This window comes from Paraburkholderia flagellata, assembly GCF_021390645.1.
GTDB classification, from domain to species: Bacteria; Pseudomonadota; Gammaproteobacteria; order Burkholderiales; family Burkholderiaceae; genus Paraburkholderia; species Paraburkholderia flagellata.
Genome location: NZ_JAJEJT010000004.1, coordinates 537292 through 550725, shown reverse-complemented (window position 1 = coordinate 550725; position 13434 = coordinate 537292). Strand labels below are relative to the sequence as shown.

Sequence of the window (13434 nt, the reverse complement as noted above, 5' to 3'; positions counted from 1 at the left end):
CATGCCGTTCAACGTGCGGCGGCAATAACGGAATTGGCTTGAGGGTTGGGTTGCGCGGCTACGTCCGCGCGGTGGCCGGTATCGGCTGAGGTGTCGACATAGCCGCCACCCAGATCCGATGCCAGCGCGATCTGCTGGTCGCGGCGATCCATCTTCAGGTTGGCGATCGCTTCGTCGGCATTCAGCGCGGTGACGTCGGCGTTGAGCACAGTGAGCTGATTGGTCAGTCCGCCCTTGTATTGCGTGATCGCGAGCTGGTCAGCGTCGCGCGCCGCCTGCTGCGCGGTTTGCGCATCGACGAGCTGCGCGTCGCTCGAACGGATCTGTGCGAGCTGTGTGGCCACGCCGCTCAGCGCGCCAATGAGTGTCTGGTCGTAGGCGGCCACCGCGTAGTCGAACTCGGCGTAGCGGCCCTTCAGTTGCGCGCGCAGTTCGCCACCGTCGAAGATCGGCAGGTGGACTGCGGGGCCCACCGATGCCGTGCGGCTCGCGGCAGTCAGGAATCGGCCGAAACCGAACGCGTCGAGACCAAGTGCCGCGCTCAGGTTGATGTCCGGATAGAACTCAGCCTTCGCCTCCTTCACCTCGTGCGTGATCGCGTCGACACGCCAGCGCGCCGCGACGATATCAGGGCGGCGGCTCACGAGGTCGGCGGGCAGGTTGTCCGGCAAACGGACCTCGTCGCCCACGCCAAGCGTTGGCCGCGTGATCGCGAGTCCCCGGTCGGGGCCTTTGCCCATCAACGCGGCCAATTGGTAACGCGTGGTCAGAATGCTGCCGTCGAGCGCGCTCACCCGCGAGCGGCTCGTCGCCAGGTTCGCCTGCGCCGTCTTGCGTTCCACTTGCGTGTCGAGGCCCGTGGCAATGCGGGCCGCCGTGATGCTGTCGATCTGCTCGCGGCGCGTGACTTCTGCCTGCGCGATGTCGCGCAATGCGTAGAGCCGCGCCAGCTCGTTATAGGTACGCGCGATCGAGGTGTCCAGCGTGAGCTTGACCACCTCCTCGTCGGCCTCGCTCGCGGCCGTCTCCGAAACGGCTGCCCGCAGCGCCTCGCGGTTCTTGCCCCACAGATCGAGATCGTAGGAAGCGGTGAGCAGGCCCTTGTTTTCGGTCTGCCACGAGCCCGCGTACGGCGGCGGAATCAGCGCGGTGCTGCTGAACTGCTGGCGCGTGAGCGTGTAGCTGGCGTCGACGCGCGGCAGCGTGCCCGCCTTCGCGGTCTCGCTATAGGCTTGCGCCTGCGCCACCCGCGCCTTGGCCTGCGCGATCGTCGGGCTGCCCTGCAGCGCTTCGGCAATCAGCGCCTTCAGTTGCGCGTCGCCGAACTGGTCGACCCAATCAGCGGACGGCCAGTGGCCCTGCTCTTGCGGCAAACTCTGCGCCGTTTCGAACTGTTGCGGCTGGGCCATCTTCGCGTCGCTGTGGATGCCCGCATAGTTTGCGCATGCCGCCAGCGCGGCCATTGCGATCGCCGATACACCCAGCTTCAGCGTACGGGCACCAATGCTTGATTCAGAAGTCTGCGGTTTCATTTTCTGACAAATCAGATTAATGGTCGAAAAAAAGCGCGGCACCAGGGCCGCACCGTTCAGTCGTCTGTGAACTTGCGAAGCAGGCGGTTCAACTCGACAAACTCCGCCTTCGTGAATTTGCGCAGGCGCGCGTTCAGCACATGCGGCGCGACTTCCGGAATCTGCGTCGCCGTTTCCTGGCCCTTTGCCGTGAGGTGGAGATTGACCACACGGCGGTCGTCTGCGTCGCGGGAACGCTCCAGCAGACCCTTGGTTTCCAGCTTGTCCAGCATTCGCGTCATCAGGCCCGTGTCGATGCCGAGCAGTTTCGACAGTTCGAACGGCGTGGTCGCCACACCCTGCTTCAGCGAAAGCAGAATACCCATTTGCTGGCCCGTGATGTCGAGGTCCTTGAGCGCCGCGTCCATTTCCGCGACGACCAGATTGCGCGCCTTCACGATCCTGAAGCCGACACTTTCCGTGAGCATGAAATTTCTCGTGGTGTAGTGGTCCATCGCGACATCCTCCGTGTTGAACATCACAATATCTGCATTATCAGATATTGTCAAGAAAAAACACGCGAGACGGATTTGCCCTCTGGACCGGGTTCAACTGCAGTATTCAGTGTCCGCCAGCGCCTGCCGCGCCCGCACCACCGCCCTTGACCGGCCTCGTCACCCAGATCAGCGGGATGATGACGATAAAGATCACCGCCGATATCCAGAAGATGTCGTTCAAGCCCAGCATGGTGGCCTGCGCGTTGAGCGCACTTTCGTAGAAGGCCGTGGCCTTCGGAACGCCGCCACCCAGCGCCGCCTGCAGGTGCGCAATCGCGCCGGTGAAAGCGGGATTTTCCACGCTCGTTTGCTCGGCGAGCCGCGCGTGATGGAGGATCGTGCGGTCGTTCCAGGCGTTGCTCATGAGCGACGTGCCCACGGCGCCGGCGAAGATGCGCGCGAAGTTGGACAGACCCGCGGCTGCCGGAATCTCGTCGGGCCGCAGACCCGAGAGGATGATGCCGGTGAGCGGCGTAAAGAACAGCGCCGTTGGAATGCCTTGCAGCAGCGTCGGCAAAACCAGCGTCCAGGCATCGACGCCGGTCGTATAGTTCGAGCGCATGAAGAACACGGCAGCGAAGCCAACGAACGCCAGGGTGGCGAGCACCCGCAGGTCGGAGCGCGGCATGACCTTGCCCATCACGGGGGCCAGGATCACGGCGAAAATTCCCAATGGCGCGGTGACGAGCCCCGCATCCACCGCGCGGTAGCCGAGAAAGCCCTGGATCCACTGCGGCAGGATCACGAGGTTTGCAAAGAAGATCGCATACGCGACCGAGATCGCAACCGTGCCGCCGAGGAAGTTGCGTTTGGTGAACAGCCGCAAGTTGACGATCGGCTTTTCCTCAGTCAATTCCCAGATCAGGAAGAAGACGAAGCTGACCGCGGCGACGATGGTGAGCGCCCAGATCACCGGCGAGCTGAACCAGTCGAGATCCTTGCCCTTGTCGAGCATGATCTGCAACGGCGCGACCCAGGCAATGAGCGAGATCAGCCCGACCTTGTCGATCGGCAGTTTGCGCGCCGGCGTCTCGCGGTCGCGGTAGATCGCCCAGATCACGCCGGCGGCGAAGAGGCCCACGGGCACATTGATGTAGAAGATCCAGGACCAGCTGTAGCTGTCGGTGATCCAGCCGCCGAGCGCCGGGCCCGCGATCGGTCCCACGGTTGCTGTCATCGCCCACAGCGCCAGCGCGTTCGAGCTTTTCTCCTTGGGAAACGAAGCGAGCAGCAAGGCCTGCGACAGCGGCACGAGCGGCCCCGCCACCGCGCCCTGAACGATACGGGCCACTAGCAGCGTCAGCAGGTTGGGCGCCAGGCCGCAGGCCGCCGACGAGAGCACGAACAGCAGGATCGCCCAGACGAACAGCTTGACCTGGCCGACGCGCTGCGTAAGCCACCCGGTCAACGGAATGGACACTGCATTGGCCGCTGCAAAGAGCGTGATGACCCACGTGCCTTCGTCGATCGACACGCCGAGGTTGCCGGAGAGCGTGGGAATCGCGACGTTTGCGATCGACGAATCCAGCACATTCATGAAGGTGGCGAGCGCCACGGCGAAGGTGCCGAGTGCGAACTTCATCCCCGTCAGCTGGGCGGGCACGCCTGGGTTGGTCGATGGATTCATGTTAGGTTCTCTCGTCTGGATGCGAATGTCCCGTCAAGCACGGGCAGTTATCTGACATGTCTGATAATTGGGCAAAAAAATGCCGCCTTAACCATGAAGCAATCTGGAGAGCAGCGTGCTCAAGGCGTCGAAGTCGGACTGCGAGAAGTGCGAAAGCCGCTCGCTCCAGGCGCCCGGAGCAACGTCTGCGTTTCGGGCCGCCACCGAGTGGCCCTCTCGCGTCAACGAAATGTCCACGAGGCGCCGGTCCGCGCCATTGCGCGAGCGCTCGACGAGCCCGCTGGTTTCGAGTTTGTCCAGCACGCGCGTCATCCGGGCCGGGTGGACGCCAAGGCGCTTCGCCAGTGCCGCCGGCGTTTTTGCACTGCCGCATGCGAGCGTCAGCAGAATGCCGCGCTCCTGCAGGTTCAGCCCGGCGTCCTTGAGCCCTGCCCTGAGTTCAGTGGCCATCAGGTGATGCGCCTGACCCAGCACGAACACCAGTTTCTGCGTGCGCTCGAAGTCTTCATTGACGGGATCGTTCATCGATTGCCCTCCTCGATATCTGATGCGGACTATATCTGACATTGCAGATGTGTGCAAGCAAGTTTCCGAGGCCGCTCGTGACCAATCCGCGTCTCGCACCGGCGCTCAACCGCCCGCTCGGCGGGACGCGATACACCATGTAAAAAGTGATGTGACGGGCAAGCGATTATCGACGCCGTTCTTCGCAGCTATATTGTTTCTGCAGAGATTTGACCCGTACGGATGGCAGCACTCATTTCTCAGGAGAATTGAAGCATGACTGACAAACCGCTTACGCTGGGCATTGATCATGTCGGGCTGACTGTACGCGATCTGAACCTCACCCGTGACTTTTTCGTGAATTGTCTGGGTTGGAAACAGGTTGGCGAAAGGCCCAGCTATCCGGCTGCGTTCGTTTCGGACGGGCACGTCATGTTGACCCTCTGGCAAGTGACCGACCCGACCCGCCTGGTCGAATTCGACCGCAAGACCCACGTCGGCCTGCATCATCTTGCATTGCGCGTAGCCAGCGAAGAAGCGCTCAACGATGTCTTTTCTCGCGTGTCCGAGTGGCCCGGCGTGAAAATTGAATTTGCGCCGGAGGACCTCGGGCCGGGGCCGAAACGCCACACCATGGTGTACGAACCGGGCGGGATCAGGCTTGAATTCGACCACGATCCGCGCACGCAGGCTTCCTGAACCCCGCATCGACTCGCCAGCGGCCAGGCGTACGCGCCACGGCCGCCTCTTTCGCCTATCCAGCTTGACCTGCGCGTGAGCACTCGCGCGCTAAGGCCGGTTTTTTAATCAGTTATCCGAAGTTATTTGAGGGTCATTCCCGCGAACATTTCCGCCGGGCGTCTCTATGCCCACATCGTTCCCATTTGTTCCTGTGACTCACAACTGTTTGTCCGCGTCCTGTATTCAAAACGGGAGCGCGCGTGCGTAAATTGATCGTCATCGGAGCGGTCAGCCCGATCGGAAATAGAGTCCAACTTACTTCGAGGTTCATATGAGTCAAGCCCCCAAAGTCGTCGTGGTCACTGGTGCATCACAAGGCATCGGCGCCGAAACGGCCAAGGCATTCCGCGCACTCGGCTACAACGTGGTCGCAACATCGCGCAACATCAAACAGACTGACGATAGCAATCTCGTCGCCGTGGCCGGCGACATCGCCGACCCGGCCACGGCGCGCCGTGTCATCGAAACGGCCGTGTCGCGTTTTGGCCGCGTCGATACGCTCATCAACAACGCGGGCATTTTCCTGGCGAAGCCGTTCACGCAATACACCGCAGAAGACTACGCCGCGATCACGGGCATCAACCTCGGCGGCTTCTTCCATATCACGCAGCTCGCGATTGCGGAGATGGAAAAGCACGAGAGCGGCCACGTCCTCAGCGTCACGACGACGCTCGTCGATCACGCGATCGACGGTGTACCGTCGGTGCTGGCGTCGCTGACCAAGGGCGGTCTCGCCGCCGCAACGCGCTCGCTGGCTATCGAGTATGCAAAGCGCGGCATTCGCGCGAACGCGGTGTCGCCCGGCATCATCAAGTCGCCGATGCACGCGCCCGAAACTCACGCGGCGCTTGGCGCGCTGCACCCGATGGGCCATATGGGCGAGATGAGCGACATTGTGAACGCCATCCTCTATCTCGACTCGGCCCCCTTTGTGACGGGTGAAATCCTTCACGTAGACGGCGGCCAGATCGCGGGTCACTAAGCCGCACTGCGCACCACCGAGCCAAAGAGGAGCGCCGGACACCGGCGCTCCTTCCAACGATCATCATTGAGGAAAGCGAAATGCCGATCGTCACAATTCAGGTTACACGCGAGGGCACCAAGCCCGGCACAGATTCCGTCACGTCGGACGAAAAGGCCCAGCTCATCAAGGGCGTGAGCCAACTATTGCTCGACGTGTTGAACAAACCGCTGGAGGCGACCTTCGTCGTCATTGAAGAGGTGCCAACGGAAAACTGGGGATGGGGCGGCCTGCCTACCGACGTCTATCGCAGACAGAAGGGTCTCATCAAGTAATGCGCGCGGCCTGCTCGAGAGCGGGCTTCGCGCACAAATGCACCGGACACATCGTGGCGCTGTCAATTTTCATCTGAGGCCTCGCATGAACACGGACGACGGACTTCGAACACGCTCGAGCGGGAGCGGCGCTGGCGCGCGTGAAATGACGGGCGGCAAGCTCGCTTTGCGCCCGGACCCATGGGAGCAGACGCTCCTGCTACTCGACAGGCTTTGCGCGAAGGAACCCTGCGCGCAGACCGTCAGTCGCGCTGATCTCGCGCCCGGGCCACGCATTGCCGAGCCACCCCGTCACGACGGAAGGTGCCGTAGAAGCCGCGAAGCGCGCGATGCGGCGGGCGACGCGCCCTGCGCAGCCGTCATCACGCTCCTCGAACACCTTTCCCCCAGAACCATCGCGTTGCGCTGGTGCTCCGCCTCGTGCCACTACGGCTATCAAATCTGGGTCTGCGCAAAGGCACGCCGAGCGGGGGTGTGCGCAGTGAGCGGCAAGGCAATCCGCCGCGGCGATATCATCTACCGGCCTTACACCCGCACGCCTGTCCTTCCCGTGAACGTGAACGCCATGATTCATCTTTCTGCTTTGGCCTGAGGCAAGCCGTTCGGTAGTGCGATTCGGCACGCCAGGGGCGCAGGCGGAAATTCTCTGCATTCTGAAGCAGTGCAAACGTATTCAAGGAGAGCGTCATGAAGATTCTGATGGTTTTGACTTCGCACGACGAACTGGGCAATACCGGACGCAAGACCGGCTTCTGGCTCGAGGAACTCGCCGCGCCCTACTACGTGTTCAAGGACGCCGGCGTGCAGATCGTGCTCGCGTCGCCCAAGGGCGGGAAACCGCCGCTCGACCCCAAGAGCAACGAGCCGGACTTTCAGACTGACCTGACGCGTCGCTTCGAAGCCGACGCCGCTGCGTTGGCGGATCTAGGCAACACAGCGAAGCTCAAGGATGTCGCCAATGGCGAATACGATGCCGTCTTCTACCCGGGCGGCCACGGTCCGATGTGGGATCTCGCTGAAGACCGCGATTCCATCGGCCTGATCGAGCGTACGATCGCAGCCGGGAAACCCGTTGATCTCGTATGCCATGCGCCGGGGGTTCTGCGGCACGTCAAAGGTCCCGATGGCAAGCCGCTCGTCAATGGCAAGTCGGTCACGGGCTTTACGAATAGCGAAGAGGAAGCGGTCGGCCTGACCAAAGTGGTGCCGTTCCTCGTTGAAGACGAACTCAAGGCCAAGGGCGCAAACTTTTCGAAGGGCCCCGACTGGCAACCGTATGTGCTCGAAGACGGGCTGCTGCTTACCGGGCAGAACCCCGCGTCGTCGGGGCCGGCTGCCAAAGCGTTACTGGAAAAGTTGGGCAAGCGTCAGTGAGTTCAGCCCTCACGCTGGCGACTTGCCGAACGCAATGCGCCCCGCGGGCAAGAACGTGAGCGAGATAACGGCGCCTGCCTTGACCTCCGGAAAGTGGCGGCTGCCCGGCGCGGGCGCCGTCCAACCACCATGACACCAGCCGTTTGGCCCCGCGAGCGCAGCGCCTGCATTCAGCGGCACGACGAGATTGATCTCGCCGTACGGGTGAAAATGGAAGTCGGCGCGAAAGCTGCCTTCCGGGTTGTGCTGGGCGTTATCCGTGCTGTCAAGCAGCACCGCTGTGGCGCTGAAGAAGAATGTTTCAGCGCTGGGCGCGACAACAAGTGAACGACGATAACGCGGACCGGCGATCTCGATGTCGGCCGCCCAGCCTTCCTTCACGCCCAGCGTAATCCGTCGCGCCAGGTCCTGGTACAACGCGCTTTCAACACCGTATTTCGCATTCAGCCATTGCTCGGTCTCCATGCCCGTGGTCATATCCTTGACCTCCTGGAGAAAGGGGATGAGGCGGGCGACGAACTCGTCCTTGCTATTGGCGTATTGGATCTGCGGCATAGTTGACATGGCACTTGTGAGCATCGAAAACGGAACGCTCGACGCGAGTGAGGCGCGAGCACGCGGCGCTGTCCGCGTGCAACCATTCTTCCTCATGCCGTCCGCGCGATCCATCATCAATTGGCCAGATTTCCTATCGCATCGTCCATATTTTTCATGGCAACAGGTCGACGTCTTCGCGGGTGCGCTGCAAAACCGGGTCGCGAAATGCCCGGTACACCACGAATGCCATCCACAACGCCAGCACGCCGAAGCTCCACCACCGCAGAAATGTACCCCACCCCCAAATGAGCGTGCCAAACGCGGAAAGCGTCAGCCCGCGCCTGGCTGCGAGGACCTCGCTCAACGCGTGATGGGGCTTGAAACTGGCGTCACCGTTTGCGTGAGCGACCACCAGATCCGTCACGGTGTGCTCGAGATAGCGGCGCGACGCCAGCAAAAGGCCCGTAATCGTGATGACCGATCCAGACCGCTCGAACAGGTCCCACCGTCCTGAAGCCTGCGCAATGCAGGCGCAGATGATCGCCGGAGAAACCGCCAGCACGATCATGGCGATGCTGCGAAAAATATAGCCCCACGGCGTCCGCAAAGGTCCCTCACGCAGGCAGTCCACAGCGCGGCGATAGGGCTCTTCACTCACGATATGCTTTCTCCGGCCGGTTCGCGCGTCTCGCTCTCCTGCCTGCCATCGGCGACTTTTCGTTCTTCCGCGAGGGGCGATATGAGCGCGTCGCGATCGCACTGCGGCACGGAGCCCGGTAAGCGATGCACGTCGTGCGTGACGAAACCCTGCTCGCGGCTTGGCACGTCGAACCACTCGCGATGGGAAAACGAATCGCGAATATCTTCGAGACCGCTATCCCAATGCTCCCGCATTGTGTCGATACTGAATTCGTAGTCCTTATAGTGTCCCTCATAGGGCTTGTTCTTGTAGATGAGGTGCACCACGTTGATCGCGCTGCCGTCGGCCGCCTCTTCAGCAAGACGAAACAACGGATCGGTCCTGCGCAACTCCGCGGGAATGTGCGCGAGCAACTCCTTGATGAACCGGGCGTGCTTCTGGCGATCCGCCAGCATGCTGGTCACCGCGCGCGTGCGGCTCGAATACTGGATATCCTTGGCGCGCGCGGAGATGTCGAAGAAATCGCCTGGCGCATTGCCACTCGCGCTCCAGAGATCGACCTGGAACACCAGCGCGTTCTTGTGGTCCGCATCGCGCAGCACCTCGGTCAATGGCGTGTTCGACACGAGGCCGCCGTCCCAGTAATATTCGCCGTCGATTTCGACCGCCGGAAACCCCGGTGGCAACGCTCCCGAAGCCATGAAATGCTCGGGCTTCAAGCGCATCTTCGTGTTGTCGAAGTACACCAGGTTGCCGGTGCGCACGTTCACCGCCCCGACCGATACACGGGTGTCGCCGTCGTTGATCCGGTCGAAATCGGCGAACTCGAGCAGCGTCTGCCTCAACGCGGCCGTGTCGTAATAGCTGACCACGTTGGGGCCTTGTTTGCCGAAACCCGCCATCGGCAACGGCACACGCGGCGAGAAAAAACCCGGCTGGCCCTCGGTCAAGGCGCGCCCGGCCGCCCACACACTGGCCCACTTGCGCGAGAGGTCGTGCATACCGAACACGGGTGGCATCCATGCACCCAGTCCACCGACCCAGTCGCGCGGATGGCAAATGCGGTTCCAGAAACCGCGCAAGGCGGCCACGCGGTTTTCCGGTGCGTTGCCAGCGATGATGGCGGTGTTGAGTGCGCCGATCGAAATGCCGGAGATCGTGCGCGGGTGCACACCGATCTCGGCCAGGCCTTCGTACACGCCGGCCTGGTAGGACCCGAGCGCACCACCGCCCTGAAGCACCAGAGCGACTTCGTCGTATTGCGGCAGCATGAACGCATCCGGCTGCCGTTCGGTTTGATGTGTGCGGCTACGCATCACGGCTCCTTGTTGCAGGTTCCGCGGCATCGCTCGCAGCGAGATAGTCGAATGCAACCTCGCCAATATCCAGCGTGAGATTGGCAATCAGGTGCCGCGCGCTCACCACCCGCTTCACTGGCAAATCGGCCACGGGCGCCAACGCATGCGGATGAAACTCAAGAGCAGCCGGCCCCGTCCACGCCCCGAGCACGCTCACGTCGCGCAAATAGAAACGCACGAGCTCGCATACGCGCGCCGAGCCGTCGACGTGCGGGATCACCTTCAACAGATAATTCGGCGTCTCTGCAAGCTTCTTGCGTTCGGCCTCGATATCGAGCGGCACATGCTTGTAGCCCATCGTGCCGGTTGCGACCCGCTGGGTGCCGTAGTCGAGCGTGCCGAGCAGCGTGTCGTTGCCATCGATACTCAAGGTCGGTTTCGCCAGCTTCTTCGGAAAGCCCCAGAGTTCGCGGCCACCGGCAATCGGGCCTTCGTCGTCGAGGTACATCGAATGCGTATAGTTGCCGAGGCGCCCTTCCTGGTCGCGCACCGTGATGACCTGGCCGGTTTCCGTGTAGTCGCCGAAGCCCGACGAATCCGGCATACGAATAAATTCGTAGTGCACAAGATTGTTTTCCGGACGCAGCGGCTCCGGCACGATGACTCGCAGCGCATCGAAATCGGTCTCGTAGGTGATGATGAAATATTCCCGGTTGATGAAGCGGTACGGCGGCCGGGGATAGGCGGGGTTATGGACAGGCATCGCAAAGGCGTCTTTGCGAATCGAAGCCAGATTCAAGGGGGTCATGACGTTCTCTCATCGAAATTGAGTTGCACTGCAGCAGATGCTACTCATTCACGCATGACGAGAGAATCCGTCGATATCAGGAATCTATCTCCCAGTTACCGGGAAGATCTCGCGGCCGAGCGATACCGGCCGGGACTCTGACCAAACATCTTCCTGAAAGCCGAGCTGAACGTGGTTTCAGACGTGTAGCCGACGGCAGCGGCGATACGCGAGAGACTGTCATTGCCTGTCTTCAGGGCATCTCTCGCCATCGTCAAGCGCCAGCGGATCAGATATTCCAGTGGAGGCAGCCCCACGCGTTCCTTGAAGCGCTCGATGAACGCCGTGCGCGACATGCCGACCTCCGAAGCCAACTCGTCCACCTTCCAGCGCCGTGCGATGTCTTCGTGCACCATCTTTAGCGCGGCGCCGATCTTTGGCTCCGAGAGCGCGCCTAGCCATCCGGCCGACTGAGGGCTCGCGGCAAGATGAGCACGCAGGACATTCACGAGCACGATGTTCGCAATGCCGGCCGCCATGGCCCCCGCTCCTGGCCTCAAAGACGCCGTCTCCGCCTTGATCAGTTCGAGGGCCGCGTTCAACGAACTGGCACCCGGAGAATTCGCGCAAACGTGAACGAGGGGAGGCAGGAAATTGAGCAGCAAGCTGCTCATGTCGTCGTCGAATTCGAACAGTCCTCCGACGCTAATCGTGCGCATGGCGCCACTTCCATAGCGAACAATTCCATCTGGATCCAGGTGGCTGGCAAACACCTGCTCTCCGTCTTGCAGCGCCACGCCCGGATCGCTCGCAAAACAGTAAGGCGAGCCGTCGGTGAGCAGACAAAAGTCTCCCTCCTCCATTTTCACCGGCGTGCTCGCGCCTTCAATCCATACCCATCGAGCGCCCTTGATCACGCCGCCGAATTTGACATGACGATAGGCGGGAAATCGCAGGGCCCAAGGACCCGCAGCCTCAAAGCGCGCCGAAAGCACGCTTTTGACTTTCAGCAGGGAAAGCACATCGGAAAGCGGGTCCATTGCGGCTTGACGTTCAGGTTCCGCACGCCGTAATCGCGCTGTAGACGAGCGTGCGCAACTGCCGGCGAATCGGGTACGCCGTCGACGGCAGGAGCTGGGTGAGAAACAGCACGATCATGTCCTCGCGCGGATCGACCCAGAAGAAAGTGCTAGCCGCGCCACCCCAGAAGAAGTCGCCCGCGCTGCCCGGAATCAGCGTGGATGCAGGCGCAATCGTCGTGGCGAAGCCGAGCCCGAAACCCACGCCTTCGTAAGCCGCTTCGGTGAACATCGAGCGCGAGAGGCGCGGCAGGTCGACACCACCCGGCAGATGATTGGCGGTCATCAGCTCGACGGTCTTTGGCCCGAGCAAGCGCACGCCGTCCAGTTCGCCGCCGCGCAGCAGCATGCGCGCGAAGCGCATGTAGTCCGCCGCGGTGGAAACCAGGCCGCCGCCGCCCGAAACAAACGAGGGCGGCTCGCGATAGGGGCTCGTGTGAGGATCGTCCTGCAGCGTCGGTCCTTTTTCGGAGACGACCTTCGAGCCGAGCGCGCCGATGGCATAGCAGGCGCAGAAGCGGGACACCTTCTCCTGCGGCACGTAAAAGGCCGTGTCGACCATGCCGAGCGGGTCGAAGATCCGCGCTTTCAGAAAGTCCTCGAAGGCCATGCCGCTGACCTTGCCGACGAGATAGCCGAGCACGTCCGTGGAAACCGAATAGTTCCACGCTTCGCCCGGCGAAAATTCCAGCGGCAGCGTGGCCAGCTTCTCGATCATTTCGTCGAGCGTGCCCGCGGTCGCAATCTCACCCACCTTCAGGTTGCGATACGCCGCATCGACATTGGTGTTTTGCTGAAACCCGTAGGTCAGGCCGGAGGTATGCCGCAACAGGTCGACCACGCGCATCGGGCGCGCGCTCGCGCGCGTCTGGAAGCTCTCCATGAAACCGCCCGCATACACGCCAAGCTTTTCCCATGACGGGATGTACTTGCTGACCGGGTCGTCGAGCGCGATCTTGCATTCCTCGACCAGCATCATGATCGCCACCGACGTAATGGGCTTGGTCATCGAGTAGATGCGGAAGATCGAGTCCTCGGCCATTCGCGTCTGCCGTTCGCGGTCCGCGAGACCGAGCACCGAGTTCAGCGCGAGTTCGCCACGCCGCCACACCTGGGTGACGGTGCCGGCGAGCGTGCCGGTGGCGACGTAGTTCTCGTCGAGAAAACGTTCGATCCGCGCGAGCCGCTCATACGACATGCCCTGCTTTTCCAGACCTTCCCTACCCATGACGCCTCCTTTACCGGGTTGACCGAGCCAATTCGGAAATGATGGATTACACGCGATGCGCGCCACAGTATCGGTCATTCGACGCGAAATTGCGTCGCGTCGCATTGCGTTGTCCAGTGCGACGCCACGGCCTGGGCGCTCATCGCACATGCAACGCGCATCGACACCAGCGGCGCTTCAATTTCGTTTTTTTAGCGCCTCGACACGCAATATGTGTGGGGTACACTACCGGGCTACAAAATACAGAACGACAGC

15 protein-coding genes are annotated in these 13434 nt (G+C 61.9%); 5 read left to right on the top strand and 10 right to left on the bottom strand.

Translation table 11 applies throughout. From position 1 onward, the window contains the following. Window positions 1–8 precede the first annotated feature (8 nt). From L0U83_RS33090 to L0U83_RS33075, 4 genes are all read right to left on the bottom strand, one after another. Window positions 9–1532 carry an efflux transporter outer membrane subunit gene (locus L0U83_RS33090; protein ID WP_233888381.1) on the bottom strand — a complete coding sequence of 508 codons (1524 nt, stop codon included), beginning with the start codon at window positions 1530–1532 and terminating at the stop codon, window positions 9–11. Between the two features lie 56 nt (window positions 1533–1588). Beyond that, the gene (locus L0U83_RS33085) at window positions 1589–2026 is read right to left on the bottom strand and encodes a MarR family winged helix-turn-helix transcriptional regulator (RefSeq protein WP_233889117.1); all 438 of its coding nucleotides are present in this window, start codon (window positions 2024–2026) and stop codon (window positions 1589–1591) included. Between the two features lie 106 nt (window positions 2027–2132). Next, window positions 2133–3695, bottom strand: coding sequence for a DHA2 family efflux MFS transporter permease subunit (locus tag L0U83_RS33080; protein WP_233888380.1), 1563 nt, complete (start codon window positions 3693–3695; stop codon window positions 2133–2135). An 87-nt stretch (window positions 3696–3782) separates the two neighbouring features. Continuing rightward, window positions 3783–4220, bottom strand: a complete 438-nt coding sequence (locus L0U83_RS33075; protein WP_233888379.1) for a MarR family winged helix-turn-helix transcriptional regulator — start codon at window positions 4218–4220, stop codon at window positions 3783–3785. A gap of 255 nt (window positions 4221–4475) precedes the next feature. On the opposite strand from L0U83_RS33075, the gene L0U83_RS33070 reads away from it, so the two are divergent. From L0U83_RS33070 to L0U83_RS33050, 5 genes are all read left to right on the top strand, one after another. Continuing rightward, window positions 4476–4898, top strand: a complete 423-nt coding sequence (locus L0U83_RS33070) for a VOC family protein (RefSeq protein WP_233888378.1) — start codon at window positions 4476–4478, stop codon at window positions 4896–4898. Between the two features lie 313 nt (window positions 4899–5211). Then, on the top strand, window positions 5212–5922 hold the full coding sequence (locus L0U83_RS33065; RefSeq protein WP_233888377.1) for an SDR family NAD(P)-dependent oxidoreductase: 711 nt from the start codon (window positions 5212–5214) through the stop codon (window positions 5920–5922). A gap of 80 nt (window positions 5923–6002) precedes the next feature. Next, entirely contained in the window at window positions 6003–6236 is a 234-nt protein-coding gene (locus tag L0U83_RS33060) for a tautomerase family protein (RefSeq protein WP_201699100.1), read from the top strand. Window positions 6237–6321: 85 nt separating this feature from the next. Next, a complete protein-coding gene (locus tag L0U83_RS33055; protein ID WP_233888376.1) occupies window positions 6322–6828 on the top strand; it encodes a DUF3331 domain-containing protein in 507 nt (168 codons plus the stop codon). A gap of 95 nt (window positions 6829–6923) precedes the next feature. Then, entirely contained in the window at window positions 6924–7610 is a 687-nt protein-coding gene (locus L0U83_RS33050; protein ID WP_233888375.1) for a type 1 glutamine amidotransferase domain-containing protein, read from the top strand. A 9-nt stretch (window positions 7611–7619) separates the two neighbouring features. Here L0U83_RS33050 and L0U83_RS33045 read toward each other — a convergent pair whose 3' ends face one another. The 6 genes from L0U83_RS33045 to L0U83_RS33020 all read right to left on the bottom strand — a co-directional run bounded on the left by L0U83_RS33045 (window position 7620) and on the right by L0U83_RS33020 (window position 13179). Beyond that, on the bottom strand, window positions 7620–8165 hold the full coding sequence (locus L0U83_RS33045) for a 4-hydroxylaminobenzoate lyase (RefSeq protein ID WP_233889116.1): 546 nt from the start codon (window positions 8163–8165) through the stop codon (window positions 7620–7622). Between the two features lie 154 nt (window positions 8166–8319). Next, on the bottom strand, window positions 8320–8715 hold the full coding sequence (locus tag L0U83_RS33040; RefSeq protein ID WP_233888374.1) for a hypothetical protein: 396 nt from the start codon (window positions 8713–8715) through the stop codon (window positions 8320–8322). Between the two features lie 86 nt (window positions 8716–8801). Then, the gene (locus tag L0U83_RS33035) at window positions 8802–10103 is read right to left on the bottom strand and encodes a DUF3734 domain-containing protein (protein WP_233888373.1); all 1302 of its coding nucleotides are present in this window, start codon (window positions 10101–10103) and stop codon (window positions 8802–8804) included. Beyond that, the gene (locus L0U83_RS33030) at window positions 10096–10893 is read right to left on the bottom strand and encodes an acetoacetate decarboxylase (RefSeq protein ID WP_373321157.1); all 798 of its coding nucleotides are present in this window, start codon (window positions 10891–10893) and stop codon (window positions 10096–10098) included. The genes L0U83_RS33035 and L0U83_RS33030 overlap by 8 nt, the downstream gene beginning before the upstream one ends. 95 nt (window positions 10894–10988) lie before the next feature. After that, window positions 10989–11912, bottom strand: a complete 924-nt coding sequence (locus tag L0U83_RS33025) for an AraC family transcriptional regulator (protein WP_233888372.1) — start codon at window positions 11910–11912, stop codon at window positions 10989–10991. Window positions 11913–11925: 13 nt separating this feature from the next. Continuing rightward, window positions 11926–13179, bottom strand: a complete 1254-nt coding sequence (locus L0U83_RS33020; protein WP_233888371.1) for a serine hydrolase domain-containing protein — start codon at window positions 13177–13179, stop codon at window positions 11926–11928. Window positions 13180–13434 lie beyond the last annotated feature (255 nt).

Excerpts from the sequence above, each read along its gene's own strand:
- L0U83_RS33090 (WP_233888381.1), bottom strand. The coding sequence starts at position 1,532 with ATGAAACCGCAGACTTCTGAATCAAGCATTGGTGCCCGTACGCTGAAG.
- L0U83_RS33085 (WP_233889117.1), bottom strand. The coding sequence starts at position 2,026 with ATGGACCACTACACCACGAGAAATTTCATGCTCACGGAAAGTGTCGGC.
- L0U83_RS33080 (WP_233888380.1), bottom strand. The coding sequence starts at position 3,695 with ATGAATCCATCGACCAACCCAGGCGTGCCCGCCCAGCTGACGGGGATG.
- L0U83_RS33075 (WP_233888379.1), bottom strand. The coding sequence starts at position 4,220 with ATGAACGATCCCGTCAATGAAGACTTCGAGCGCACGCAGAAACTGGTG.
- L0U83_RS33070 (WP_233888378.1), top strand. The coding sequence starts at position 4,476 with ATGACTGACAAACCGCTTACGCTGGGCATTGATCATGTCGGGCTGACT.
- L0U83_RS33065 (WP_233888377.1), top strand. The coding sequence starts at position 5,212 with ATGAGTCAAGCCCCCAAAGTCGTCGTGGTCACTGGTGCATCACAAGGC.
- L0U83_RS33060 (WP_201699100.1), top strand. The coding sequence starts at position 6,003 with ATGCCGATCGTCACAATTCAGGTTACACGCGAGGGCACCAAGCCCGGC.
- L0U83_RS33055 (WP_233888376.1), top strand. The coding sequence starts at position 6,322 with ATGAACACGGACGACGGACTTCGAACACGCTCGAGCGGGAGCGGCGCT.
- L0U83_RS33050 (WP_233888375.1), top strand. The coding sequence starts at position 6,924 with ATGAAGATTCTGATGGTTTTGACTTCGCACGACGAACTGGGCAATACC.
- L0U83_RS33045 (WP_233889116.1), bottom strand. The coding sequence starts at position 8,165 with ATGCCGCAGATCCAATACGCCAATAGCAAGGACGAGTTCGTCGCCCGC.
- L0U83_RS33040 (WP_233888374.1), bottom strand. The coding sequence starts at position 8,715 with ATGATCGTGCTGGCGGTTTCTCCGGCGATCATCTGCGCCTGCATTGCG.
- L0U83_RS33035 (WP_233888373.1), bottom strand. The coding sequence starts at position 10,103 with ATGCGTAGCCGCACACATCAAACCGAACGGCAGCCGGATGCGTTCATG.
- L0U83_RS33030 (WP_373321157.1), bottom strand. The coding sequence starts at position 10,893 with ATGACCCCCTTGAATCTGGCTTCGATTCGCAAAGACGCCTTTGCGATG.
- L0U83_RS33025 (WP_233888372.1), bottom strand. The coding sequence starts at position 11,912 with ATGGACCCGCTTTCCGATGTGCTTTCCCTGCTGAAAGTCAAAAGCGTG.
- L0U83_RS33020 (WP_233888371.1), bottom strand. The coding sequence starts at position 13,179 with ATGGGTAGGGAAGGTCTGGAAAAGCAGGGCATGTCGTATGAGCGGCTC.